Source organism: Nonomuraea sp. NPDC049709, from assembly GCF_040674815.1.
Classification (GTDB): domain Bacteria; phylum Actinomycetota; class Actinomycetes; order Streptosporangiales; family Streptosporangiaceae; genus Nonomuraea.
In genome coordinates this window covers 1-23,434 of the sequence record NZ_JBFANM010000064.1, presented here as the reverse complement: position 1 = coordinate 23,434, position 23,434 = coordinate 1, and the positions used below count along the sequence as shown (strand labels likewise).

Here is a 23,434-nt window from a genome sequence, read left to right as displayed (position 1 = left end):
GCATAACGGTCATTCGGTTGACCTATGACATATTTCTTATAAGTTACATGCTTATGACGAGCCTCGACGGCCTGCGGGTCATCGACGCGGCGACGCTGTTCGCCGGTCCTTCCGCCGCGATGATGCTGGGCGACTTCGGCGCCGACGTGATCAAGATCGAGCATCCCCGCCGCGGCGATCCCTCGCGCGGCCACGGCGCCTCCGTGGACGGGGTGGGCCTGTGGTGGAAGACGCTGTCGCGCAACAAGCGCACGGCCGCCGTGGACATGTCGCGCCCTGAGGGGCAGGAGATCCTGCGCCGCCTGGCCGAGCGGTCCGACGTGCTGATCGAGAACTTCCGCCCCGGCACCCTCGAACGCTGGAACCTGGCCCCTGAAGACCTCCTCGAGCTCAACCCCCGGCTGATCGTGGCGCGGATGACCGGGTTCGGGCAGTTCGGGCCGATGGCCAAGCGGCCGGGCTTCGGGACGCTGGCCGAGGCCATGAGCGGCTTCGCGGCCATGACCGGCGAGCCCGACGGGCCGCCGACGCTGCCGCCGCTGGCCCTGGCCGACGGCATCGCGGGCCTGGCCATGTCGTACGCCATCATGGTCGCCCTGCGCGCCCGCGAGCAGACCGGTCGCGGGCAGGTCATCGACCTGGCCATCATCGAGCCGATCCTGGGGCTGCTCGGGCCGCAGATGAGCGCGTACAAGGCGCTGGGCGTGGTGCCGAAGCGCACCGGCAACCGCTCCAGCAGCAACGCGCCGCGCAACACCTACCGCACCCGCGACGGCCGCTGGCTGGCGATCTCCACCAGCGCCCAGCCCATCGCCGAGCGCGTGGTCACCCTCGTGGGACGGCCCGACCTGGTGGCGGAGCCGTGGTTCGCCAGCGGGCACGGCCGGGTGCAGCACGTGGACGAGCTGGACGAGGCGGTCGCCTCCTGGATCGCCGAGCGGGACGCCGACGAGGTCATCGCCAGGTTCGAGGAGGTGCAGGCCGCGGTCGCGCCCATCTACGACGTCACCGACCTGGCCGAGGACCCGCAGTACGCGGCGCTGGGCACGTTCGTGGAGGTGCCGGACGAGGAGCTCGGCTCGGTCACCATGCAGAACGTCATGTTCCGCATGTCGGACACGCCGGGCGAGATCCGGTGGCCGGGGCGGCCGCTCGGCCGGGACACCGACGAGGTGCTCGGCGAGCTCGACTACTCCGGCGAGCGGATCGCCGCCCTGCGCGCGGACGGGGTGATCGCGTGACCACCTCCAACCCCGTGACCTGGCTGTACGTGCCCGGCGACCGGCCCGAGCGCTTCGCCAAGGCGGTGGCGTCGGGCGCCGACGTGATCATCATCGACCTGGAGGACGCCGTCGCCCCCGTCAGGAAGGACGAGGCCCGGCGGAACGCCGTCGCCTACCTCCGCGACCGGCCGGACGTGAGCTGCCAGGTGCACGTGCGGGTCAACGATCCGGCCACCGCCCGCGGGCGCGACGACGTGGCCGCCGTCGGGGACCTCGCCGACGCCGTACGGCTGCCCAAGGTCGAGTCGGCCGCCGTGCTCGACGCCCTGCCCGGCGCGGCGCCCGCGTACGCGCTGCTGGAGTCGGCGGCCGGGATCGTCGCGGCCGGGGAGATCGCCGGCCACCCGCGCGTGGTGGGGGTGGCGCTCGGCGAGCAGGACCTGTCCGCCGAGCTGGGCATCACCGACGAGCAGGCGATGAACCACCTCAGGCTCCAGGTCGTCCTCGCCGCCGCGGCGGCCGGGCTGCCGCCGGTGCCCATGTCCGTCTACCCGGACATCAAGGACGAGGCCGGCCTGCTGGCGTCCTGCCGGGCGGGCCGCGCGCTCGGGCTGTTCGGCAGGACCGCGATCCACCCGCGCCAGGTCCCCGCGATCCGGCGGGCGTTCCGGCCGACGGAGGAGGAGGCGGCCAGGGCCGCCGAGATCGTGGCCGCGGCGGAACGGGCCGAGGCGGCCGGCATCGGCGCGGTGGCGCTGCCCGACGGCCGGTTCGTGGACGCCCCCATCGTGGCCAGAGCCCGCCGCACGGTCGACCTGGCCCGCCGCCTCGCCGACCCGCCGCCGTCCGACCCGCCGTCCGACCCGCCGTCCGACCCGCCGTCCGACCCGCCGTCCGGCCCGCCGTCCGGCCGGCCGGTGTCCGGCACCTGACCGAAGGCGCGAACGGCGCGCCGATCACCCCCAGCTCGTCCCCATCGGAGGTCATACGCCATGGGAATCGCCGTATGGGCGCTCATCGCCTACATCGCCATCATCGTCGTCTGGAACGGCGTGCTGAAACGCAACATCGGTGAGGCGATGCTCATCGGTTTCGCCGGCGTGTGCCTCTTCGGCGGCACCGGGTTCTTCACCCTGGCCTGGGCGGGCATCGCCGACGCCATGGCCGAGGAGGTCGTCTTCGCCGCCCTGGCCTTCGTCTTCATGGGTTACCTGCTCACCAGGCTGGGCCTCATCCAGGAGCAGGTCACGGTCCTGAACTCGATCTTCGGCCGCCTGCGCGGCGGCGCCGGGTACGTCTCCACCTCCGCCGCCGCGCTGCTCGGTGGCCCCTCCGGATCCGGGTCCGGCATCTCGGCGTCCGTCGGCTCGGTGACCATCCCGTGGATGATCCGGTCGAACTGGCGCCCCGACCTGGCCGCCTCGCTGGTGGCGGGCAACGCCGGGCTGGGCATCTCGATCCCGCCCAGCTCGTCGATGTTCCTGCTGCTGGGCTCGGCCGCCGTGGCGCCCGTGCTGACCGCCGACCAGCTCTTCGTGCCGGCTCTCGTGGGCGGGCTGTGGACGGTGGCGTACCGGTTCGTGGTGGTGTTCGTGTGGGTGCGCAGGCACCGCATCGCGGCGGCCGACGCGGCCGACCTCGTCCCGCTGCGCGCGGCGCTGCGGGCCGGGTGGACGTCGCTGCTGGTGTACGCGGGCATTCTCGTACCGGTGCTGATGACGCTGGACTTCGGCGTGGCGCTGCTGGAGTCGCGGGTCGGCGAGGCGGCCGATGACATCAGCATCGTCGTGTGGATCCCGGTGCTGACGGTGCTGGCCACGTTCGCGGTGGCGTGGAAGCGGTTGCCGCGCACCGCGCGCGCCTGGAACGAGCTGCTCGGCGAGATGGCCCCCCGGTACGCCGTCATCGGCGCGACGCTGTTCTTCGCCTTCGCGGCCGCCGCCAGCCTGGGCGAGCTGGGCCTGGTCGACCAGCTCACCGCGATCATGAAGGGGCTGGACGCGCCGGCCGTCGTCATCGCCACCCTCGTCGGCCTGCTGCTGGTCATCATCGCCGCGCCGCTGACCGGCACCGCCACGATCGCCGCCGTCGGCGGGGTCGCCTTCAGCGCGCTGACCGCGGCCGGGGTCGCCCCCGCCGCCGCGGCCACCGCCATTATGATCTTCGCCTCGACCGAGGGCGCGTCCCCGCCGGGCGCGGCCCCGATCTACATCGCCAGCGGCATCGCCCAGGTGGACCCGGCCAGGACGTTCGGCCGGCTGATCGTCTGGTTCGTCATCCCGACCCTGGTCCTCGGCGTGCTGGTCGCGACCGGCGTGCTGCCGATCTGAGAGGAGGTCCCGTCGTGAAGAGCCTCATCATGATCCTGTTCAAGGCCGGCCTCGTGCTGTTCCTCGTGCTCGGCGTCGCCGTCGTGCTGCTCCAGGTGGCCGGCCTCGTCGCCGGGAGTCCCGGCCTGGTCTCCGGCGCGGTGTCCGCGCTCGGCATGGCGATGACCGTCTCGGCCGGGGTGACCGGGCTGCTCGGCTTCGTGATGTCGTACCTCTACCACTGGAAGACCGGCGAGGACTGAGGCGGGGAGGCTATGCCTGCGGGGCCCACCAGCGGGCCGACAGCTCCTCGTCCTCGGGCGGCGGGCCGGGCAGGTCGCGGTGGGCCGGCGGCACCCGCAGCGAGTCCATCACCAGCGTCAGGTAGCGGTGGCGGAGCTGCACCGTGCGCTCCTCGCCGCCCAGCTTGATCGAGGCGATCTGCTCGAACAGCAGCGCGATGTCGGCCACCGTCACGTCCGGCCGCAGCACGCCCGCCTCCACCGCGCGGTGGTGCACGTCGGTGGCCACGACCGAGGCGCGGACCGCGTCGCGGCCGAGCTCCTCGGTCGGCGTGAACGTGCCCGCCAGCTTGATCGTCAGCGAGTTCGTGTCGGCATCCACGATCCCGCGCAGGTAGCCCGCGAACGCCTCCCACGGATCGCCGTCGTCGGCCAGCGCCCGCTCGGTGACCTCGATGTACAGCTTCAGCCCGTCGCCGCACAACTTCTGCAGCAGGGCCTCCTTGCTGGGGTAGCGGCGGTAGAGCGCGCTGATCCCGACGCCCGCCTTCTCGGCCACGGCCGCGATGGGGGCGCCGGGGTCGGCGGTGAAGACCGCCCGCGCCGCCTGGAGGATCAACTCGTCGTTACGCGCGGCCTGCGCCTTGCGGCCGCTCATGGGTGCGCTGGTCATGACCCCAGTGTACGGGAACGTAAGATTCCGTTCTACTCTCCGGGTATCGTGCTTCGATCTTAGGGGGCGGTGTGGATCGAGGTGGGGCGGGTGGCCGCGTCGTAGGCGGCCCGGGAGCCGGTCGCGCCCATGCCGCTGTCGCCGGCCGGTTCGTACAGCCGCTCGGGCCCGCCGCCCTGCCACTGGTTCACCCACACGACCCCCGCCGGGAGGCGGCGGGCGGCGGCCATGTGCGCGGGGTCGGCGGTGTACACGGTGGCGGCCAGGCCGAAGCGCGACGCGCCGGCCCGCTCCAGCGCCTCCTCGAAGGAGGAGACGACGATGACGGGGGCGATCGGGCCGAAGGTCTCCTCGGTCATGACCAGCATGGAGTCGTCCAGGTCGGTCAGCACGGTGGCGGGGTAGAAGAAGCCCTTGCCCTCGGGCACGAACCCGCCGGCCCGGATGGTCGCGCCGCGTTCGACCGCGTCGGTGACGTGGCGTACGACGAGGTCGCGCTGGCGCCGGTCCACCAGCGGCCCGAGGACTGTGCCGGCGTCGTGCCCGTCGCCGAGGGTGTAGGTGGCCGCCGCCTCCACCAGGGCCTCGATGAACTCCTCGGCGACGTCGCGGTGGACGTAGACGCGTTCCATGGAGGTGCAGATCTGGCCGGAGTTGGCGAAGGCGCCGAACGCGACCGCCGCCGCGGTGGCCTTCGGGTCGACTCCCGCGTCGACGATCGCCGGGTCCTTGCCGCCCAGTTCGAGGATCGAACGGCGCAGCCGGGCCCCGGTCTGGGCGCCGACCTTGCGGCCGGCCTCGACGGAGCCGGTGAAGTGCACCAGGCCGATCCGCTCGTCGGCGGTCAGCGGGGCGCCGGCCCTGGCGTCGCCCAGGACCAGGTTGACCACGCCGGGCGGCAGGTCCGTCAGCTCCATCAAGCGCACGGCCGACATCGGCGAGCGCTCGGACGGCTTGAGCACGACGGTGTTCCCGGAGGCGAGCAGCGGGCCGAGCGCGCCCAGGATCATGGGCACGGGGAAGTTCCACGGCACGATGACGGCAGTGGCCCCGAGCGGGTTGCGGACGATCGTGGTGCTGCTGCCGTCCGGGCCGGGGATCGTCTCCTCGAACGCGTAGTCCAGAGCCTCGGCCGCCGCCACCTTGAGCCCCTGGGCCGCCCCGCCGATGAAGGCGCGCCCCAGGGCGACGGGCTTGCCCATCTCGCGGCACTCGATCTCCGCCAGCTCGCCGGCGTGGGCCGCGATCGTGTCGGCCCAGCGCGACAGCCGGCCCACCCGTTCGGCGACGGGGAGCGCGGCCCAGGCGGGCTGGGCGCGTACGGCGGCGTCCACGGCCAGGCGGACGTCCTCCGGCGAGCCGCTGGGACAGCTCGCCACCACCTCCTCGGTCGCGGGGTTGACCACCGGGTGGAAGGCGTCGCCGCGGGAGCCCTCCCATGTGCCGCCGATGAGGTTCTGCAGGGTCTTCACGAGGGGTGCTCCTTAGAGGCGGTCGGCCATGAGCTCGCCGGCCATGATCGCCGTGAGATTGGTGTTGGCCCGCGGGACCGACGGGAAGATCGAGGCGTCGACCACGCGCAGGCCCTCGACCCCGAGGACGCGGCACGACGGGTCCACCACCGTGGCGGCGTCGCCGGGAGCGCCCATGGGGCAGGTGCTGGTGCCGTGCTGCGCGTCCACGGCGGTGGCGAGGAGATGGTCGTCGAGCTGGTCGTCGTCGTCCAGGACCGCGAACAGGCGGCTGTTGCTCGCCTCGACGGAAGCCGCCACGATCGGGGCGACCTCGGGGCCGCGCGCCAGCTCGGCCAGGGCGCGCACGCCCCCGCGCAGCCGTTCGAGGTCGCGGGCGTCCGACAGCATGCGCTCGTGTACCTCGGGCTGGGCCCGCGGATCGGTGGACGTCAGCCTCAGGACGCCGCGCGAGAAGCTCTGGTTCAGCCACACGCCGAAGCCGCCCGCCGGGAAACGCGGGTCGGCGGCCTCCATGGACAGCACGTTCTGGTTCAGCGAGACGAACATCATGTCGTGGGGCAGGCCCCCGGGCCCGCTGGTGTAGCGGACGCAGACGTTGGTGTGGCGGTCGTCGGCCGTCTTGTTGGCGGCCTCCTCGGTCAGCGGCAGCTCGACGAGGACCATCGGGTGGTCCTGCATGCCGGCGCCGACCGGCAGCTCCTGCCGTACGGTGATGCCCAGGCGGCGCAGGTCGGCGGCCGGGCCGACCCCCGAGCGCAGCAGGATCGCGGGGGAGTGGATCACGCCCGCGCTGAGCACGATCTCGTCGGCGTACTCGGTGGTGGTCGCGCCGTCCTGGACGATCCGGACGCCGACGGCGCGGTTGCCGGCGAAGACGACCTGGTCGACCAGGGCGTCGCCGCGGATGGTGAGGCCGGTAAGGGAGCGGCCCGGTTCGAGGTAGCCGTCGTTGACCGTGACCCGGCGGCCGGCCCGGGAGGTGATCGGGTACGGCGAGACCCCGGTCGCCCCGGGCGCGTTCACGTCCGGCGCCCAGGGGTGCCCGGCGGCCAGCGCCGCGGCGGACAGCGCGGAGTCCACGGCCCCCCACCGCTCCCGGGGCATCCGGTAGATCGGGGTCGGCCCGCCCCGGCCGTGGTAGGGCTCGTCGCCGAACTCCTCGTCGTCCTCCAGCCTCGCGAAGTACGGCAGCACGTCGCCGGATGACCAGCCCGCGCATCCGGCCGCGGCCCAGTCGTCGAAGTCCTCCACGGGCGGGCGGATCGCGATCTGCCCGTTGATCGACGAGCTGCCGCCCACGCCGCGCCCCCGCCAGTAGGGCGCCTGCGCCTGCCTGTCGGTCCGGGAGGCGTTGACCCCCGTCCAGACCACCCCCTCGGTGGCGGTGGGATCCAGCAGCGCGCGGACGGGGTTCGGCGAGCGCCACGCCTCGTGCATCGCGGCCGACCGGTAGTCGGGACCGGCCTCCAGGAGCAGAACGCGCTTCCCCCGCTCGGCAGACCGGACGGCGAGTGTCGCGCCGGCCGAGCCCGCACCCACGACGATGATGTCCCAGCCCGTACCTGTCACGGCGAACCTCCTGCGTTCGGCTCAGGGAGGGCGGTCCTGGCAAAATGTCCGGACCGCGACTAGCCGGTAGACTGCCGGTAGCGCCAAAGTTCAGTCAAGAGTGAATGTTCAGTTTTTTCTGACCGATGGGAGACAGGTGGCCAGCCCGGTCGGTGACATGACCCCCTTGATCGAAGATTTCGGCCAGCGCATCGGCCGCGCGATGGGGTGGCCGCCCATGGCGGGACGTGCCGCCGGCGTGCTCATGCTGAGCCGGGCGCCCATGACGACGGCGGAGCTGCAGAGCGCGCTCGACGCGAGCAAGGGCTCGGTGTCGGAGATGACCCGCCTGCTCGTCGTCAGCGGGACCGTGCGGCGCTTCAAGGAGCCGGGCTCCCGGCACTACGTCTACGAGTGGCGCGACGACGCGTGGATCGGCTGCCTGCAGCACCAGTTGGAGCAGACGGGCGAGCTGCTGACGCTGGCCGAGAACGCGCAGGCGCACGGGGCGGAGCTCGATGAGCCGCAGCGCGGGCGCCTGCGGGAGATGCACGACTACTACACCTTCATGGTGCGTCACATCGAGGCGCTCCTCGAGGAGTACAAGGAGTCCTGGGCCGCCGCCCGCCGCGATTGACCCATCCCGTCGGGCCTGGCGAGCCGCGGATGAGGCCCCGCCCCCGCCGGGCCGCGGACGGGGCGTACGTCCAGCCGGGGCCCCTCGTCCAGCCGGGGCCCCTCGTCCCGCCGGCCCCGACGGTGGCCACGACCATCGTGGTGGAGCGCCAGGCGAGGGTGCCGTCGCCCTCGGGACGGTCCGTGGGGAAGCGGTAGGCGGCGGCCGTCACCTCATCGATCTCGCTCATGGCGCTCGCACCCGGGAATGCCGGCGGTCAGCGGGCCCGGGTGAGCTTCGAGCCCAGCCGCCACAGCTGCTCGGTGAGCTGGCCGGTGCGGTAGAACAGCCGCGGCGGGACGTACGGGAGCAGCCGCGAGGTCCGGTTGTCGAGCAGCGCGATCACGTGCTGCACCGGCAGGTCGATGTAGCGCGGGAGGTTCTCGTACCACCGGGCGCTGAGGCGGGCCGCCCGTTGCGGGACCTTGATCGCGGCCCTGCGCAGCCGGTCGTAGCGGGCCAGCGCCCCTTCCAGGTCCGGCTCCCCGTACAGCGCGTCGACCAGGAAGGCCGCGTCCCCCAGGGCGAGCACGGTGCCCGCGCCGACGGAGTAGTGCGTGGTGTGCGCGGAGTCCCCCATCAGGGCCAGGTTGCCGTGGTACCAGGTCCGGTTGGTCAGGGTGCGGAAGTTCAGCCAGTTCGCCCCGCCGTCGGACTGCGCACGGCCGATGAGCCGGTGGCCGTCGAGCACCTCGGCGAAGAGCTTCTCCAGCAGGCCCAGGCTGTCGGCCTCGTTCGCCTCGTGGAACCCGAGGCCCCGCCAGGTCTCGGGGGAGCACTCGACCACGAGCGTGCTGCCCTCCTGGCTGTAGCCGTAGCCGTAGCACCAGATCCAGCCGTGCGGCGTATCGACGAAGGCGAAGACGAAGGCGTCGAAGACCTTGGTGGTGCCGAGCCAGACGTACTTGTTCTGCCCGACCTCGACCTGGGTGCCGAAGTGGTCGGCGTGGCGCTCGCGCAGCACGCTGTTGATGCCGTCGCCGGCGATGACCAGGTCGGCGTCGGCCAGCTCGGCCTCGTCGGCGATCTCGTGCTCGAACTCGACGCGCACGCCGAGGGAGCGGGCCCGCTCGGCGAGGATGTCGAGCATCCGCTGCCGCCCGATGCCGTAGCCCTGGTCACCGTGCTCGATCGTCACCGTCGCGCGTTCGTGCAGGTCCACCACCCAGCTGTCCCAGGAGACCGAGCTCTCGCGGATGGCGTGCGCGGTCTCGGGGTCGATGCCCTGCAGGAACTCGAGCAGCTCGCCCCAGTAGGTCACGCCCCAGCCGTACGTCGAGCCGGCCGGATTCCGCTCGTAGACGGTGATCTCATGGGCCGGGTCGACCCGCTTCATCAGGATCGAGAAGTACAGGCTGGCGGGTCCGCCGCCGGCGCAGGCGACCTTCACAACAGCTCCCTACTGTACGCAAAGTAACCAATCTATAGCAGAGAGTATCAGTAGGCCCGTAGGGTGAGGCGACCCCGACCGGCTGGGACGCCGGTCATGAGATGACCAATTTTCGGCGGCGCGCTCACGCCGTCAGCGCTGTCCCGCGAGCCACTCGTCGAAAGTGGTCGGCGCGATGCGGGCGTCCTCGCCGGGCAGCAGCACGTCGCCGGCCATCGACGGGCCGAACAGCCCCGACCACGTCGGCACGAGCCGTACCTCGACGCCGCGCGCCTGGTGGGTGCGCCGGGCCATGTCGACGAGGTCCTGCGGCTCGGGCCCCGCCACGTCCACGTGGCGACCTCGCGGCTCGCCCAGCGCGATCTCGGCCAGGATGTCGGCCACGTCCGCGGGCGCGATCGGCTGCACGAGCAGCGGCGCGATCGTGGCGGTGCCGTCCTGCTCGGTCCAGCCCGCCACCATCGCGGCGAAATCGTGGAACTGCGTGGCCGGGACGATCGTCCACGGCACCGGGCCCTCGGCCACCAGGCGTTCCTGCTCCCGCTTGCCGGCGTAGTGCGCGTTGCCCTCGACCCGGTCGATCCCGACGATCGAGAGCAGCACGTGGTGGCGGACGCCGGCCCGTTCCTCGGCGGCGAGCAGGTTGCGCGTGGCGGTCCCGAAGTACGCCACCGTCTCCGCCCGCCCGGCCCCCGGCCCGTTGGTGACGTCGATGACCGTGTCGACACCGGTGAGGGCGGCGTCGAGCCCGGCGCCGGTCAGCAGGTCCACGCCGAGCGAGCGGCTGACGCCCACGACGTCGTGCCCCTGGCGCCGGAGGGCGGCGACGGTCAGGGCCCCGATGTTCCCGGTCGCGCCGGCGACTGCGATCCGCATGATGATCTCTCCTTCTCTCGTTACGCTGCCGACCATATCTCGGACTTAACAGATCCTCAAAGTCCGCGATAGGCTGGGTGTCGTGAAGCTGCCTGTGAGCACCGAATGGCTGTTGCACTGCGCCACGACGCTGGCGCAGCTCGATCCGGGAGCCACCGCGTCGGCGGCGCAGCTCGCGGAGTACTACGACCTCCCGGCGCCCTATCTCGCCAAGCAGCTGCAGGCGCTCGTCAGGGCCGGGGTGCTGTCCGCGACGACGGGGCCGCGTGGCGGGTTCCGGCTGGCGCGGCCGGCTGCCGAGATCACGCTGCTGGCGATCGTCGAGGCGGTGGACGGCGCGTCGTCGCCGTACGAGTGCCGCGAGATCCGGCGGCAGGGCGTGGGCGCGCTGCCGGACGAGGACTGCCGGCGAACCTGCGTCCTGGCGGCGCGGATGGCCGATGCGCACGAGGCGTGGCGGGGGAGCCTGGCCGGGGTCTCGCTCGCCGACATCCTGGCCGAACTGCCCCCGACGGCCCCGGCCCGCACCCGGTCACGCATCGCGGCCACCACGCGACCCGCACCCCACCGCTGACCGCCGGGCCCGCCGGCGGGTCGACCGTCCAGGCGATCGGCGACAGCGCCGCCTGGCTGCTCGGCCACGCCAAGGTCGGCGAGCGGCTGCGCGTCAGCGAGCGCGTCGAGGACAGCCGGGGCCGGCGCGTCGCGCTGACCCCGGACACCACGATCCTCCAGGTCGGCCCGACCCTGGTACGCGACGGCCGGGTGTCGGTGAACGCGGCGGCCGACGGCCTGATCCGCGAGGGCACGGACCAGACGTTCACCTACAACTGGGCCGTGCGGGCCAACCCCCGGTCGGCGATCGGCATGGACGACCGGGGGCGGCTCATGCTGGTGGTGGTCGACGGGCGGCAGGACGGCTACAGCGAGGGGCTCGGGATCGCCCAGACGGCCGAGCTGATGAAGCTGCTCGGTGCCCGGGAGGCCATGAACCTCGACGGCGGCGGCTCCAGCGTCATGGTCACCTCGGCCGCCGGCATCGTGAACCGGCCCTCCGACGCCACCGGCCAGCGCTCCCTGGGCAACGTCTTCCTCGTGCGCCCGTAGTCACGCCGCGCGGAAGTGGTGGGCGTGCTCGCGCGCCCACTCCGCGTACGTGCGCGGCGGCCGGCCGGTGACCCTCTCCACGTGGTCGGTCAGCGTGGTGCCGTACTCGTTCGGCGTCCCGTACAGCCGCAGCAGCAGCTCCACCGGATCCGCGGCGCCGGGCGAGGCGGCCTGGCCGAGGACCCGGAAGACGGACAGGGCCGGCCGCCGGCCGGGAACGCTCCACTCCTGGCGCACCTGGTCGGGGGTGAGCTCCTCGAACCGCAGCGAGCGGCCGGTGGCCTCGCCGATGATGGCGACCATCTGCCGGGCCGTCAGCACCTCGGGGCCGGTGAGGTGGTAGGACTCCCCGGCGTGGCCGTCCTCGGTCAGCACCGTGGCGGCCACGGCGCCGATGTCGGACTCGTCGACCGGCGGGCTCTTGCGGTCGCCGTACGGCTCGCGCACCCGGTCGCCGGTCCGCAGCGGCTCGCCCCAGTCGACGAGGAAGTTGGCCATGAACTGCACCGGGTTCAGGAAGGTCCACTCCAGGGCGCCGGCCCTGACCGCGGCTTCCAGGGTGCCCTCCTGCCAGCCGACCAGGACCGAGGCCCGGCGGACCCCGGCGCGTACGGCGAGGTCGACGATCTGCTCCCCGTTCGGCAACGGCCGGTAGTCGCCGCCGAAGTTGATCAGATGGACGGCGGTGACGCCGTCGAACGCCGGCTCCAGCGTCCCGGCGTCGGTGAGGTCGCCCGCGACCACCTCCACGCCGGCGGGCAGGACGGCGGCGGCGGGATCGCGGGTCAGGGCGCGTACCTTCGCACCGCGCCCGAGCAGGTGGCGGACGACCTGGCGGCCGACGGTGCCGGTGGCTCCTGTGACGAGGACGGTCATGCCGTGCACTCCTTCGAGCTCGATCTGACGGATGTGTCGGCGTCCTGAGAGAGCCCGCGGCGTGCGAGTGTGACGCCCCGCCCGCCGGTGTGACGCGCCTCACCCGGCCGATGTCACACTTGCCGGCCCGCAGGACCTCTTGAGGGGGTATGCGTGCTGACAAGGAGTTCTCTGATGCATGACACCGACGCCCCCGACGCCTCCCAGGTCTTCGCCGGCCAGCGCGAGCTGCTGTTCTCGATCGTCTACAACATGCTCGGCAGCGTCGGCGACACCGAGGACGTGCTCCAGGAGACGTGGCTCGCGTGGTCGGGGGTCGATCTGGCCCGCGTCGAGAGCCCCCGTGCCTACCTGGTGCGCATCGCGGTCAACCAGGCCCTCGCCCACCAGAAGGCGCTGCGGAGGCGGAAGGAGACCTACCCGGGTCCGTGGCTTCCCGAGCCGCTGGTCACCGACGGAGACGCGGCCGAGCCGGCCGTACGCGCGGAGTCGGTGTCGCTCGCGATGCTCGTGGTGCTGGAGACGCTCAGCCCGCTGGAACGGGCGGTGTTCGTCCTGCACGAGGTGTTCGCGTACCAGCACACCGAGATCGCCTCCATGATCGACCGCAGCCCGGCCGCGGTCCGCCAGCTCGCCCACCGGGCCCGCGAGCACGTACGGGCGCGGCGACCCCGGGCCAGGATCGACCGGCGCACGCACCAGGCGGTGACCGAGCGGTTCATCGAGGCCGCGTTCGGCGGGAACCTGGCCGCGCTGATGGAGATGCTGGCGCCCGAGGTCACCCTCTGGGCCGACGGCGGCGGGAAGTCGGCGGCGGGCGGGCCGCGCCAGATCCGCGGCCGCGACAAGGTCGCCCGCGTGCTGGTGGCCAACGCGCGGGCCAACCAGGGCGTGGACATCCAGTACCGGCAGGTCAACGGCGATCCCTCGGTGGTCGTGTTCGAGCAGGAGGCGCCGTTCGCCGTCATGGTGCTCGACCTCGACGGCGAGCAGGTACGCGACGTCTACGTGGTCAGCAACCCCGACAAGCTCGGCACCATCCCCGACAGGACCGGCGGATGACCCCGTACGGGCGCGCGAGGGGCCGGGGTCACGGTGCTTTCAGGGCGGCGTCGATGGCCGGGCCGTTGCGGTCCAGCCAGGCCTCGCGCCGCTTGATCCGGTCCCCCACGCCCTCGTCCCACATCCGCGCCCACCCGCCGCCCCGCTCCTCGGCCGCCTGCTTCATCAGGAACCACGACCGCCGGGTCCGCAGCACGGCCACCTCGACGACTCGCGAGCGGTCGACGTCCGACATCCCGTAGGCGTCGGCGAGGACCCGGCAGCGGCGCGGCACGTCCACCTCCCGCAGCAGCGGGTCGGCGTCGGCGGGGTCGCCCAGGGGCGCCCAGTACAACATCGCGTTCACCGCCTCATCCACCCTGGTGACCGGCTTGGCGAGGTCGAAGTCGATCAGCGCGGCCGCCTCGCTGCCACGGAAGACGATGTTGTCGGGCGTGTAGTCCATGTGCCCGGTCACCTCGGGCGGATAGGGCGGCAGGGGCGGCGTGCCCGGCGCCTCGGCGTAGCCCGTCTCGGGGCGCACCCCTTCCGGGGGCACGAAACCCGCGACCGCGTCGTCATAGTCGCGTACGAGGCGCCCGACGGAGGCCAGCCGCTTCTCGTCGGCGAGCCACGCCGGCCGCGGCCGCCCGGCGACCTCGCCCGGCAGGTACGTCAGCACCTCGCGGCCGGCCGCGTCGATGCCGAGGAAGCGCGGGGCGCCCGCGAACCCGACCGCCTCCAGGTGGCGCAGCAACGCGTGGACGAAAGGGGCGTTGGGACCGACCGGACGGCGCACGGTGTCGCCGACGCGCACGACCCCTTCGGTGACGTCACCGCCGGCGAGCGGGATCTCGGGGAGCAACGGGGCGGGTTCCGCGTAGGCGTGAGAGTTCATGGGTCCCTTGGGCGTGGAGACGGCAGAACCCTTGATCTTACGTGGCTGGACACCTTCGGGGCTCAGGGGCCGAACGCCTGGTGGAGCTCCGGGAGCGAGATCATCTCGGTGACGAAGCCGAACCGGCCCTCCCGCATCTGCCTGGCGCCGTCGAGGAACGAGCGCAGCGCCAGCCGGGAGAGCGCGCCCCCGATGCTCACCCGCCGCACGCCGATCTCGCCGAGCTGCTCCAGCGTGATCGACGGGTCCGCGAAGCCCATCACGACGTTGACCGGCCGGCCGACCGAGGACACGACCGCGCGCATCTGGTCGAGGGTGCGCAGCCCGGGCGCGTACAGGACGTCCGCGCCGGCCGCCTCGAACGCCTGCAGCTGCCTGATGGTGTCGTCGAGCCCCGCGACCCCGTACAGCAGGTTCTCGGCCCGGGCGGTCAGGACGGGCGGGACCGGCAGGCCGCGGGCGACCTCGACGGCGGCCCGCACCCGCTCGACGGCGAGCCCGAAGTCGTAGATCGGCGTCCGGCGGTCGCCCGTCGCGTCCTCGACGGAGGCTCCGACGGCGCCGCTCGCGCACGCGTCCGCGATCATCTTGGCCGCCTCGGCGGGGTCGTCGGCGTAGCCGTTCTCGAGGTCGGCGTTCACCGGGAGAGGGGTCGCCTCGCTGATGGCGCGGCAGTTGTCGAGGATGTCCTGCCGGGCGGCGCGGTGGCGGCCGAGCGTGTTCGCCACGCCGAGGCTCGTGGTGGCCAGGGCCTCGAAGCCGAGGCCGGCCAGCAGCCGGGCCGTGCCCGCGTCCCAGGGGTTGGGCAGCAGGAAGGGCTCCGGGCGCTCGTGCAGGGCACGGAAGCGGGCCGCCCGCTCCGTCTGATCGGTCATGATGCGCTCCCAAGGTGGGCCGGTGTCATCGACTCACTCTCGTCATCACCGAAGTCATCAGTCAAATGCATAGTGTGAATCGTCATTATCAGGAAAACTTATGGATGTGATGACGGTGGATGAGATCGAGGCGTTCGTGGGCATCGCCCAGTGGGGCGGGTTCACGGAGGCGTCCAGGAGGCTCAACCGGTCCCAGCCCGCGATCAGCCGCCGGATCCGGGAGCTGGAGCGGTCGCTGGGGGCGGAGCTGTTCGAGCGGGCCGGGCGCCGGGTGGTGCTCACCGACGCGGGGCGGGCGCTGCTGCCGTACGCGGAGGCCACGCTCGCGACGATCCGTGACGGCGAGCGGGCCGTACGCGAGGCGGCCAAGGCGCCCGGCGGCCCGCAGGCCCTGACCCTGGCCATCGTCGGCACCCTGGCCGACTCGCACATCGTGGACGCGTTGCGCACGTTCGAGGCGGAGTTCCCCGAGGCGGCGGTCGAGCTGCGGACCGCGACCAGCCGCGAGGTGAGCGCGCTCGTGCGCAGCGGCGAGGCGTCGCTGGGGCTGCGCTACTTCCCCGACGCCGACCCGCGGCTGGAGTCGATCCCGCTCGGCACGGAGAAGCTCCTGGTCGTGGTGCCCGCCTCGCACCCGGTGACCGCCCGCCGGCTGCCCGACCTGCGGGCGCTGCAGGGGGAGCGGTGGCTCGGCTTCCCGCCCGCGCGGGGCCAGGCCGACTCCTTCGGCCACCTGCTCGAACGCCACCTGCCGGCGCACGGGCTGGTGAACCCCTCGATCACCCGGATCGACAGCCTGACCGCGCAGCGCCGGCTGGTCGAGGCGGGTCTCGGCGTCGCGCTCATGCCCACCAGCAGCGTCCGGGAGGAGCTGCGCATCGGCAGCCTGCGGGCGATCGAGATCGAGAACATGGACGCCGGCCTGCCCGTGGTCGTCGTACGCAGGCGGCGCGGCCACCAGGGCCGGCTGGCCACGGCCTTCGTCGAACTGCTCAAGGAGCGCACACCCGGCCTGCTGCGATGATGTGCACCATGCACGCCTTGTGTATGATGCACTTTTCACGTCGAGGGAGGGGCGAAAGACCGGCCATGGGCAAGCCCGCAGAGTGCATCGAGTACGAGACCATGCTGCTCGGGCGGCACCGCTACCTGGCCCCTCCCCGGCCCCGCTCCGACGGCGAGCGGCTCGACCGCAGCGCGTACATCCTGCTCAGCCGCCTGGAGCTGGACGGCCCGATGTCGATCGGCCGGCTCAGCGAGGCGTTCCGGCTCGACCCCTCCACCCTCAACCGGCAGACCTCCGCGATGATGCGCGCCGGGCTGGTGGAGCGCATCCCCGATCCCGAGGGCGGCATCGCGCGCAAGTTCCGCGTCACGGAGGAGGGCGAGCAGCGCCTGCGGAGCGAGCGCGAGCAGAACATCCGGGGCCTGGAGAAGGTGCTCGCCGGCTGGAGCGCCGAGGACGCCGCCACCTTCGCCGCCTACCTCAAGCGGTTCAACTCCGACATCGAGCGACTCGAAGGGCGCCCCTGGCCCCGCCCGTGAACGGGCGGCCCGCCCTGTCATCCCCGGCGGCCGCCCAGGGATGTGCATCATGCATAAGTTGTGCAAGAGGCATGAGGTGTGTATGGTGCATTCGGAATAATCGGGCAAAGGGGGACATATGGTGCACTCCGCACCTGCCGGACGCCCCGGCGGCGGGATCGTCAGCGTCCTCGCGGTGGCCGGCATCGTCGGCTCGCTCATGCAGACCCTGGTGGTGCCGCTGGTCGGCGAGCTGCCCCGGCTGCTCGACGCGACGCCGGCGGACACGTCGTGGGTGATCACCGTGACGCTGCTGGTCGGCGCGGTCGCCACCCCCGTGGTGGGCAAGCTCGGCGACCTGTACGGCAAGCGGCGCATGATGCTGATCTGCTCGCTGCCGCTCATCGCCGGCTCGGTGGTGTGCGCGCTGGCCGGCTCCCTGATCCCGATGATCGCCGGGCGTGGCCTGCAGGGCCTGGGCGTGGGCATGATCCCGCTCGGCGTGAGCGCGCTGCGCGACCTGCTGCCGCCCCAGCGGGTCGGGCCGGCGATCGCGCTGATGAGCTCCTCGATGGGGATCGGCGGCGCGCTCGGCCTGCCCCTCTCGGCGGCGGTCGCGCAGTACGCGGACTGGCGGATGCTGTTCTGGGGCTCGGCCGTGCTGAGCGTGCTGGTCGCCGTGCTGATCTGGCTGCTGGTGCCGGCCACGCCCGTGAGCGCCAAGGGCCGCCTCGACCTCGTCGGCGCGCTCGGCCTGGGGGCGGCTCTGGTCTGCCTGCTGCTGGGCGTGTCGAAGGGCGGCGACTGGGGCTGGGGGAGCGGCACCACGCTCGGGCTGCTCGGCGCGGCGGTGCTGGTCCTGCTGCTGTGGGCCGTCTACGAGCTGCGCGCCCGCGACCCGCTGGTCGACCTGCGGACCACCGCGCGGCCCCAGGTCCTGCTCACCAACCTGGCCTCGATCCTGGTCGGCTTCGCCATGTACGCCCAGTCGCTGGTCCTCATCCAGATCCTGCAACTGCCCGAGGCGACCGGGTACGGCCTGGGCCAGTCGATGCTGGCCGCCGGGCTGTGGCTGGCTCCGTCCGGCCTGATGATGATGGCCGTCTCCTCGCTCGGCGCCCGGTTGTCGGCCGCCCGGGGGCCCAAGACCAGCCTGTTCGTGGGCGTGCTGATCATCGCGCTCGGGTACGGTACCGCGCTGGGGCTGATGGACTGGGCCTGGGGGCTGATGATCGCCGGGTGTGTGGCCAGCATCGGTGTCGGCCTGGCGTACGGGGCGATGCCTGCGTTGATCATGGGTGCCGTGCCGCAGAGCGAGACCGCCTCGGCCAACAGCTTCAACACGCTGATGCGCTCCATCGGCACCTCGGTGTCAGCCGCCGTGGTCGGCGTCGTGCTGGCCCAGATGACGGTGACGGTGGGCGGGCACGCGCTGCCCTCGGAGTCCGGATTCCGTACCGCGCTGCTGCTCGGCTGCGGCGTCGCCCTCTCGGCCGCCCTGGTCACCCTCACCCTCCCCAAGCCCCGCCCCGCCGTCCCCGCAGCCTCCCACCCGGCGGACGACGTCCTCGGCCCGGCCGGTGCCCCCGGTTCCGTGGCGGCACTCCGTTCGGAGACGGCGTTCGGTACGGCGGAGGTGTCCCGTCCCGGTGGGCATGGCGAGCAGGTCCGGCCGCCCGGGCCGGCCGCGCAGGGCGGTGCGCCCCTGCCTCCCGCGCAGGCCGAGGTGGCCCGGCTGACCGCCCGGGTCACCCGGGCCATGGAGCGCGGGCACGAGGAGCTGGGCCCCTGGGGGGACGCGTTCCGCTCGCACGACGCCGGCACCGGCCGTCACCAGGCGCACGCCGACCCCTTCCGGCCGCAGCAGCACGACCCGCGGCAGAGCCCCGGACACGATTCGCGGCCCGGCAGCGGCGGGCTCTCCGCCGACGAGCGGGCCGAACTGCTCTGGATGCGTGCGGAGAACGCCGAACTCCGCACGGCGAACGCGGACCTGCGCAGCGCGAACGAGGAGCTCACCAGGGAGAACGGGGTGCTGCGCAAGGAGCTCGACGTGCTCATGCAGAGCGTGTCCCTTTGGGTGAAGAACCTCGCGGAGCGCTGAGCGGTGGCAATCGATCGGTAGGGTCGTGGGTCATGGAGATCTGGATCAATCCCGCGTGCTCCAAGTGCCGCTCCGCGCTGTCCGTCCTGGACGCCGAGGCCGCCGACTACACCGTACGCCGCTACCTGGAGGATCCCCCGAACCAGGGCGAGATCCGTGAGGTCCTGGCCCGGCTCGGCCTCGAACCGTGGGACATCACCAGGACCGGCGAGGCGAAGGCGGCCGAGCTCGGCATGGACGGCTGGCCGCGTGACGCGCGGGCCAGGGACCGGTGGATCAGGGCGCTGGCGGAGAACCCGATCCTGATCCAGCGGCCGATCATCACCGCCGACGACGGGACGACGGTGATCGGCCGCTCGGAGGAGGCCGTGCGAAGCGTGCTCTCGACGGACTCCGCACGCGCCTCCGGCAGGTGACGGTGGCGCGCTCGACGGGCTGCGGGAGTGCGTCCGGCTTGTGACGGTGGCGCGTGCTCGACAAACTCCGTGCGTGCCTCTCGGTTGTGGCGGTGGCGTTCGGGCGCGGGCGCAGGACTTCGTGCCAGACTGCCGATATGACCCACACCCACGAATCCGACCCGGCGTGTGAGGTGGCCCATGCCGAGGCTCCGGCCGGGGAGACCGGGCGGACGCTGGTGGCCGTCTTCGCCTCGCCGGTGGCCGACTGCCTGCTGAGGTTCGGGGCGGAGCTGGGCTACCGTCCGATCCTGGTCGAGCCCGACCCGGCGCGCGGCCTCGACGGGCACGCGGCGGTGCGCGAGCTCGGCGACCTCGTCGACGCGACCGCCGACGTGGTGCTCACCGACCACCACCGCGAGGAGATCGGCCCGGTCCTCCGCGACCTGCTCAAGTCGCCCGCCCGCTGGATCGGCATCATGGGCAGCCCTCGCCACACCGCGCCCCACGTGCAAGCGCTGGCCGACCTGGGGGTGCCGCCGGAGGAGATCGCCCGGGTGCACCGGCCCATCGGCCTCAACATCGGCTCGCACACCCCGCCCGAGATCGCCGTCGCCACCCTGGCCGGCCTGATCGCCGACCGCAACGCCCGCCCCGGCGGCTTCGATTTCTGAGCCTGCTCAAGCCGTGCGGCGCGCGAGGGGAGTCCCACGCGCGCCGGGCGGATCGGCTAGGACCTGATCTCGTACACCGCGGTGGTGCCGCTCACCTCGTTGCCGACGACCAGCAGCGGCCTGCGCGTCGGGCTGTCGTGGGCGTCGATGAACAGCACGCCCTCGGGGCCGACGTCCCCGGCCGTGCCCGCCTCGACGTCGCCGGCGAAGTCGCGCGTGTTGACGTACCCGGCCAGGGCGGGCTTGCGGGGGTTGGACAGGTCGTACGTGACGATGCCGCCGACCCGCTCCAGACCCACGAAGGCGTACGTGCGGCCGCGTACCTCACCGACCGCCACGCCCTCCGGCTCGGGCCCCTTGTTGTCGCTGCGGGAGTCGAAGGAGTCGTTCTCCTCGTTGTCGAAGTTGAACTGCCCGGGCAGCTCCCGCGCGACGAGCTGCTCCAGCTCGCTGCCGGAGTCCCAGACCAGCGACCCGTCGGCGGCGCGGACCGAGACGGACCGGGCGCCGAACACGCGCAGCTCGGTGTACCTGCCGTCGGCGTCCTTCGGCGAGTCCGACAGCACGGTCAGCCGCCCCAGCTCGGCGTCCTGCTTCAGGGCGGCCGCGTTCGGGAACGCCGTCGGCGACAGCTCGGCGCTCTTGACGCGCACCTCGTCGGTGTGGCACTCCCAGTCGCGGCTGTCGCCCTCGTTGGCGGTCACCAGGTAGGTACGGCCGCGGTCGCCGAAGTGACTGATCGCGTCCGGCATGTACATGCCCTTGACCGGGTGCGTACGGATGTCGATCTTGCCGTCGCGGTCCGAGGCGTCCAGCGCGTTGGCGGGCTGGGCGTGGTCCTTCAGCCCCAGCGGCACGATGTCGCGTACCGTGGCCCGCTCCAGGTCCACCACGGCCAGCGCGTTGTTCTCCTGCAGCGTCACCCAGGCGGTGCCCTTGTCGATGGTGATGTACTCGGGCTCCAGGTCCTGGGCCGCGCTCACCCCCGGCCCGCTGATCCGCACGCCCTTGGCGCGCAGCCGGTCCTCCTGCCCGTTCCACGCCCGGAACCCGGCACTGCGCACGGTGCCGCGCCGCACGTCGATGACGCTGATCGAGCCCTCGGGGTCGTCGACGGCGCCCGTGCAGTACGAGGCGGCCTCGCCCTCGTTCGCCACGACGACCCGCCGCCCGTCGGCGGTGAACGTCAGCATGTCCGGCAGCGCCCCCACGGTGACCTCACGCTGCTTCTTGCCGGTCCGGGCGTCGAAGAACGCGACGGTGCCCGCGGCCGTCTTGTTCGCCGCCTGCTGGGCGACCGCCACCAGACCGTCGTGCACAGCCACGCTGTTGGCGCCGGGCGTGGCGAGCGTGGCCACCTTGCGCGGCGCCCGCGGGTTCCGGAGGTCGAGCACGTCCACCGTGCCCTGCTCCGCGTTGACGACGAAGACGCGCCTGGTCTTCGCGTCGTACGCGGTGATCTCCGCGGCCCCGGCGCCGACGGCACCGGCGGAGTAGCGGCCGAGCAGGGACAACTCGATGCCGGAGCGCTCGGCGCGAGCGGCGGCGGTGGTGGCGGGCAACATGGCGAGCACGGACATGGTGGCCGCCGCCAAGCACAGTGGGGTGGTGGTACGCATGTGGCGGAGTGTCACGATATTTCATGACTGGTTTCCGCCGTACAGATGACCACCGTCTGAACCGCGGCTGACGACCTGCCCCTCCACGCCCCCGCTTCACGCAGCGGGGCGGGGGTGACGGCCGAGATCAGGGCCGTCCCCGTCCGCCGCTCGGTGGGGTCGCGATCCAGGAGGCTCTCCGGGGCGGGCGGCAGCAGTGCCGTGCCCGCGCGTCTGTGTTTGACTTGGCGGATGGATCAGCGCCGGTACTTGCACCTGATCGAGCTGGATCACGCGCGCATGCGCGAGACCGCCACCCGTGACCTGGCCGCCCCGGTGCCCTCCTGCCCGGGGTGGACCACCGCCGACCTGCTCAAGCACGTCGGCGACACCTTCCTCCACAAGGTCGAGACGATGCGCCGCGGCACCTGGCCGCGGCCCTGGCCGCCGGAGCCGGATCCGAACGGCCCCGGAGCGTACCTGGACCGCGCCATGGCCGAGTTGCGCGGCGAGCTCACCTCCCGGAAACCGGAGGAGCAGGCACTGACGTGGTACGACCCCGACCAGACCGTTGGTTTCTGGGCCCGCAGGATGGCGCTGGAGACGGTGGTGCACCGGGTGGACGCCGAGCTGGCGGCCGGCGAACCCATCACGCCGATCCCGGCCGACCTGGCCGTGGACGGCATCGACGAGATCCTCGTGACCTTCCTCGCCTTCGCCTCCCGCCAGTGGCCGGAGGACTTCGGTGACGCCCTCGCCGGCGCGGACGGCCGCGCGGTGTCGATCGCCGCGGGAGCGGATCGCCGGCTCGTCCGCCTGGCCGCCTCGGGCGTCGAGGTCTCCAGGGACGATGCCCCAGGAGAGGCGTCGATCTCGGGCGCACCCCAGGACGTGCTGCTGTGGCTGTGGAGAAGGGCGGACGGCGCGGCGCTGACCTTCGACGGCGACCCCGAGCTGGTGAAACGGCTGGGCGACCTGCTCAAGGAGGCGACGCAGTAGCTTCCGGAAGCCGGGTCCGTCCTCGTCATCGACGCTCTCAAAGGGCAGCGGCCGGTTCAGGGGTGTCCCAGCCGGAGACGAACCAGCGGGCCTCGCCGGTGGCGGGGTCGTACTCCCGCCGTCTGATCGTGGCGATGTTGCCGCCGTAGACGTGGATGCCGACGGTGGGTTCGCTGCCGACGGCCGCGACGGCATGGACATCGTCGTCGGTGGTGCAGCAGACGGTCACCTGCCCCGGCTCCCACCGCGTTTCGCCGGCCGGCGTCAGCGGCGCGCCCGCGGTGGACGCCGTCGGCTTGAGGTAGCGGCTCTCGTGCTCGACTCCCGCGTAGATGCCGGCGACGCCCCACGTCTCGTGCGAGTGCACGTTGGTGCGCTGGCCCACGTCCCAGACCACGGACGCCAACGACCAGCTGCCGTCGGGGGCGATGTGGAGCGGATACGTCAGGTGACGCGCCGGCGATGACCGGGTGACCTCCGGCGGGAGCCGGTAACCGTCGGCCAGCAGGGCGGACAGCAGCTCGGCGACCCGCGCCGTGATCTCGTGCTCGTCGGCGGTGCCGCTCACCACCAGTCCTACCTCGTCGATGAAGGTCTGCAGGCGGTCAGGCTCCATGGTGCTCTCCTTTGCGCAAGGTCTTCAGTGCGCTGCTCCAGGCGACGACCTGGTCCAGCAGGGTGGTCAGGGTGTCCTCGTGGCGGCCGGCCGGCTGGAAGACGGTGAAGTCCGTGAAATCGGTGAACAGCGACAGCTCCACCTGCGCGCTGACGTGCGCGACCTGGAGACAGCTCATCACCAGCCGCAGGTGCTCGATGGCGCGGGCGCCGCCGGCGCTTCCGTAGCCGACGAACCCGGCCGCCTTGTTGGTCCACTCCGCGTAGAGGAAGTCGATCGCGTTCTTCAGCGGACCGGGGGCCGAGTGGTTGTACT

Annotated in this window: 25 protein-coding genes; 14 read left to right on the top strand and 11 right to left on the bottom strand. The window is 72.6% G+C overall.

The genetic code is table 11. The features are described 5' to 3' along the window. Positions 1-53: 53 nt before the first annotated feature. Genes AB0J69_RS44920 through AB0J69_RS44905 form a run of 4 tightly spaced genes read left to right on the top strand, consistent with a single transcriptional unit; the run spans position 54 to position 3,795 of the window. On the top strand, positions 54-1,241 hold the full coding sequence (locus tag AB0J69_RS44920) for a CoA transferase (RefSeq protein ID WP_364131559.1): 1,188 nt from the start codon (positions 54-56) through the stop codon (positions 1,239-1,241). Then, positions 1,238-2,155: a CoA ester lyase gene (locus AB0J69_RS44915; protein ID WP_364131425.1), complete on the top strand. Its 918-nt coding sequence runs from the start codon at positions 1,238-1,240 to the stop codon at positions 2,153-2,155. The genes AB0J69_RS44920 and AB0J69_RS44915 overlap by 4 nt, the downstream gene beginning before the upstream one ends. A gap of 60 nt (positions 2,156-2,215) precedes the next feature. Next, on the top strand, positions 2,216-3,553 hold the full coding sequence (locus AB0J69_RS44910) for a TRAP transporter large permease subunit (RefSeq protein ID WP_364131422.1): 1,338 nt from the start codon (positions 2,216-2,218) through the stop codon (positions 3,551-3,553). Between the two features lie 14 nt (positions 3,554-3,567). Further along, complete coding sequence (locus AB0J69_RS44905; RefSeq protein ID WP_364131420.1) at positions 3,568-3,795, top strand: hypothetical protein; 228 nt, start codon at positions 3,568-3,570, stop codon at positions 3,793-3,795. Positions 3,796-3,805: 10 nt separating this feature from the next. Here the strand turns inward: AB0J69_RS44905 and AB0J69_RS44900 are convergent, their stop codons facing one another. Genes AB0J69_RS44900 through AB0J69_RS44890 form a run of 3 tightly spaced genes read right to left on the bottom strand, consistent with a single transcriptional unit; the run spans position 3,806 to position 7,491 of the window. After that, entirely contained in the window at positions 3,806-4,447 is a 642-nt protein-coding gene (locus AB0J69_RS44900; RefSeq protein ID WP_364131418.1) for a TetR/AcrR family transcriptional regulator, read from the bottom strand. Positions 4,448-4,506: 59 nt separating this feature from the next. Then, positions 4,507-5,919, bottom strand: a complete 1,413-nt coding sequence (locus AB0J69_RS44895) for an aldehyde dehydrogenase family protein (RefSeq protein ID WP_364131416.1) — start codon at positions 5,917-5,919, stop codon at positions 4,507-4,509. 12 nt (positions 5,920-5,931) lie between these two features. After that, positions 5,932-7,491, bottom strand: a complete 1,560-nt coding sequence (locus AB0J69_RS44890; protein ID WP_364131414.1) for a GMC family oxidoreductase — start codon at positions 7,489-7,491, stop codon at positions 5,932-5,934. 157 nt (positions 7,492-7,648) lie between these two features. On the opposite strand from AB0J69_RS44890, the gene AB0J69_RS44885 reads away from it, so the two are divergent. Beyond that, the gene (locus tag AB0J69_RS44885) at positions 7,649-8,107 is read left to right on the top strand and encodes a hypothetical protein (protein WP_364131412.1); all 459 of its coding nucleotides are present in this window, start codon (positions 7,649-7,651) and stop codon (positions 8,105-8,107) included. A 256-nt stretch (positions 8,108-8,363) separates the two neighbouring features. Here AB0J69_RS44885 and AB0J69_RS44880 read toward each other — a convergent pair whose 3' ends face one another. Together AB0J69_RS44880 and AB0J69_RS44875 are read right to left on the bottom strand one after the other, a co-directional pair. After that, the gene (locus AB0J69_RS44880) at positions 8,364-9,536 is read right to left on the bottom strand and encodes an FAD-dependent monooxygenase (RefSeq protein WP_364131410.1); all 1,173 of its coding nucleotides are present in this window, start codon (positions 9,534-9,536) and stop codon (positions 8,364-8,366) included. Between the two features lie 132 nt (positions 9,537-9,668). Further along, positions 9,669-10,412 (bottom strand): NAD(P)H-binding protein, encoded by a 744-nt coding sequence (locus tag AB0J69_RS44875; RefSeq protein ID WP_364131407.1) that lies wholly within the window; start codon positions 10,410-10,412, stop codon positions 9,669-9,671. Between the two features lie 82 nt (positions 10,413-10,494). On the opposite strand from AB0J69_RS44875, the gene AB0J69_RS44870 reads away from it, so the two are divergent. Together AB0J69_RS44870 and AB0J69_RS44865 are read left to right on the top strand one after the other, a co-directional pair. Continuing rightward, positions 10,495-10,986: an Rrf2 family transcriptional regulator gene (locus AB0J69_RS44870; protein ID WP_364131405.1), complete on the top strand. Its 492-nt coding sequence runs from the start codon at positions 10,495-10,497 to the stop codon at positions 10,984-10,986. Continuing rightward, positions 10,983-11,519, top strand: a complete 537-nt coding sequence (locus AB0J69_RS44865; protein WP_364131556.1) for a phosphodiester glycosidase family protein — start codon at positions 10,983-10,985, stop codon at positions 11,517-11,519. The genes AB0J69_RS44870 and AB0J69_RS44865 overlap by 4 nt, the downstream gene beginning before the upstream one ends. Here AB0J69_RS44865 and AB0J69_RS44860 read toward each other — a convergent pair whose 3' ends face one another. Further along, positions 11,520-12,395: an NmrA family NAD(P)-binding protein gene (locus AB0J69_RS44860; protein WP_364131402.1), complete on the bottom strand. Its 876-nt coding sequence runs from the start codon at positions 12,393-12,395 to the stop codon at positions 11,520-11,522. 174 nt (positions 12,396-12,569) lie between these two features. Here AB0J69_RS44860 and sigJ point away from each other — a divergent pair, with 174 nt between their 5' ends. Then, positions 12,570-13,457 carry an RNA polymerase sigma factor SigJ gene (sigJ, locus tag AB0J69_RS44855; RefSeq protein WP_364131399.1) on the top strand — a complete coding sequence of 296 codons (888 nt, stop codon included), beginning with the start codon at positions 12,570-12,572 and terminating at the stop codon, positions 13,455-13,457. Between the two features lie 28 nt (positions 13,458-13,485). On the opposite strand, the gene AB0J69_RS44850 is transcribed toward sigJ, so the two are convergent. Further along, positions 13,486-14,334 (bottom strand): phosphotransferase, encoded by an 849-nt coding sequence (locus AB0J69_RS44850; RefSeq protein ID WP_364131397.1) that lies wholly within the window; start codon positions 14,332-14,334, stop codon positions 13,486-13,488. Between the two features lie 62 nt (positions 14,335-14,396). Beyond that, positions 14,397-15,209 (bottom strand): isocitrate lyase/phosphoenolpyruvate mutase family protein, encoded by an 813-nt coding sequence (locus AB0J69_RS44845; RefSeq protein ID WP_364131394.1) that lies wholly within the window; start codon positions 15,207-15,209, stop codon positions 14,397-14,399. Positions 15,210-15,318: 109 nt separating this feature from the next. Between AB0J69_RS44845 and AB0J69_RS44840 the strand changes: the two genes are divergently transcribed. From AB0J69_RS44840 to AB0J69_RS44820, 5 genes are all read left to right on the top strand, one after another. Continuing rightward, on the top strand, positions 15,319-16,233 hold the full coding sequence (locus tag AB0J69_RS44840; RefSeq protein WP_364131391.1) for a LysR family transcriptional regulator: 915 nt from the start codon (positions 15,319-15,321) through the stop codon (positions 16,231-16,233). Positions 16,234-16,298: 65 nt separating this feature from the next. Further along, on the top strand, positions 16,299-16,754 hold the full coding sequence (locus tag AB0J69_RS44835; RefSeq protein WP_364131388.1) for a MarR family transcriptional regulator: 456 nt from the start codon (positions 16,299-16,301) through the stop codon (positions 16,752-16,754). 118 nt (positions 16,755-16,872) lie between these two features. Next, a complete protein-coding gene (locus AB0J69_RS44830) occupies positions 16,873-18,837 on the top strand; it encodes an MFS transporter (protein WP_364131385.1) in 1,965 nt (654 codons plus the stop codon). A gap of 32 nt (positions 18,838-18,869) precedes the next feature. After that, the gene (locus tag AB0J69_RS44825) at positions 18,870-19,253 is read left to right on the top strand and encodes an arsenate reductase family protein (protein ID WP_364131383.1); all 384 of its coding nucleotides are present in this window, start codon (positions 18,870-18,872) and stop codon (positions 19,251-19,253) included. Positions 19,254-19,390: 137 nt separating this feature from the next. Further along, entirely contained in the window at positions 19,391-19,906 is a 516-nt protein-coding gene (locus AB0J69_RS44820) for an XdhC family protein (protein WP_364131380.1), read from the top strand. Positions 19,907-19,962: 56 nt separating this feature from the next. Here AB0J69_RS44820 and AB0J69_RS44815 read toward each other — a convergent pair whose 3' ends face one another. Further along, on the bottom strand, positions 19,963-21,525 hold the full coding sequence (locus AB0J69_RS44815; protein ID WP_364131378.1) for a choice-of-anchor I family protein: 1,563 nt from the start codon (positions 21,523-21,525) through the stop codon (positions 19,963-19,965). Between the two features lie 231 nt (positions 21,526-21,756). On the opposite strand from AB0J69_RS44815, the gene AB0J69_RS44810 reads away from it, so the two are divergent. Further along, positions 21,757-22,503, top strand: a complete 747-nt coding sequence (locus AB0J69_RS44810) for a maleylpyruvate isomerase family mycothiol-dependent enzyme (protein ID WP_364131375.1) — start codon at positions 21,757-21,759, stop codon at positions 22,501-22,503. A 37-nt stretch (positions 22,504-22,540) separates the two neighbouring features. On the opposite strand, the gene AB0J69_RS44805 is transcribed toward AB0J69_RS44810, so the two are convergent. Continuing rightward, positions 22,541-23,119 (bottom strand): hypothetical protein, encoded by a 579-nt coding sequence (locus tag AB0J69_RS44805; RefSeq protein WP_364131372.1) that lies wholly within the window; start codon positions 23,117-23,119, stop codon positions 22,541-22,543. Then, on the bottom strand, positions 23,109-23,434 hold a 326-nt coding region (locus AB0J69_RS44800), incomplete at its 5' end, for an NAD(P)H-dependent oxidoreductase (protein ID WP_364131369.1). The genes AB0J69_RS44800 and AB0J69_RS44805, both read right to left, overlap by 11 nt.

Excerpts from the sequence above, each read along its gene's own strand:
- AB0J69_RS44840 (WP_364131391.1), top strand. The coding sequence starts at position 15,319 with ATGACGGTGGATGAGATCGAGGCGTTCGTGGGCATCGCCCAGTGGGGC.
- AB0J69_RS44805 (WP_364131372.1), bottom strand. The coding sequence starts at position 23,119 with ATGGAGCCTGACCGCCTGCAGACCTTCATCGACGAGGTAGGACTGGTG.
- AB0J69_RS44810 (WP_364131375.1), top strand. The coding sequence starts at position 21,757 with ATGGATCAGCGCCGGTACTTGCACCTGATCGAGCTGGATCACGCGCGC.
- sigJ (WP_364131399.1), top strand. The coding sequence starts at position 12,570 with ATGCATGACACCGACGCCCCCGACGCCTCCCAGGTCTTCGCCGGCCAG.
- AB0J69_RS44860 (WP_364131402.1), bottom strand. The coding sequence starts at position 12,395 with ATGACCGTCCTCGTCACAGGAGCCACCGGCACCGTCGGCCGCCAGGTC.
- AB0J69_RS44815 (WP_364131378.1), bottom strand. The coding sequence starts at position 21,525 with ATGCGTACCACCACCCCACTGTGCTTGGCGGCGGCCACCATGTCCGTG.
- AB0J69_RS44920 (WP_364131559.1), top strand. The coding sequence starts at position 54 with ATGACGAGCCTCGACGGCCTGCGGGTCATCGACGCGGCGACGCTGTTC.
- AB0J69_RS44825 (WP_364131383.1), top strand. The coding sequence starts at position 18,870 with ATGGAGATCTGGATCAATCCCGCGTGCTCCAAGTGCCGCTCCGCGCTG.
- AB0J69_RS44850 (WP_364131397.1), bottom strand. The coding sequence starts at position 14,334 with ATGAACTCTCACGCCTACGCGGAACCCGCCCCGTTGCTCCCCGAGATC.
- AB0J69_RS44830 (WP_364131385.1), top strand. The coding sequence starts at position 16,873 with ATGGTGCACTCCGCACCTGCCGGACGCCCCGGCGGCGGGATCGTCAGC.
- AB0J69_RS44910 (WP_364131422.1), top strand. The coding sequence starts at position 2,216 with ATGGGAATCGCCGTATGGGCGCTCATCGCCTACATCGCCATCATCGTC.
- AB0J69_RS44835 (WP_364131388.1), top strand. The coding sequence starts at position 16,299 with ATGGGCAAGCCCGCAGAGTGCATCGAGTACGAGACCATGCTGCTCGGG.
- AB0J69_RS44875 (WP_364131407.1), bottom strand. The coding sequence starts at position 10,412 with ATGCGGATCGCAGTCGCCGGCGCGACCGGGAACATCGGGGCCCTGACC.
- AB0J69_RS44820 (WP_364131380.1), top strand. The coding sequence starts at position 19,391 with ATGACCCACACCCACGAATCCGACCCGGCGTGTGAGGTGGCCCATGCC.
- AB0J69_RS44845 (WP_364131394.1), bottom strand. The coding sequence starts at position 15,209 with ATGACCGATCAGACGGAGCGGGCGGCCCGCTTCCGTGCCCTGCACGAG.
- AB0J69_RS44900 (WP_364131418.1), bottom strand. The coding sequence starts at position 4,447 with ATGACCAGCGCACCCATGAGCGGCCGCAAGGCGCAGGCCGCGCGTAAC.
- AB0J69_RS44885 (WP_364131412.1), top strand. The coding sequence starts at position 7,649 with ATGACCCCCTTGATCGAAGATTTCGGCCAGCGCATCGGCCGCGCGATG.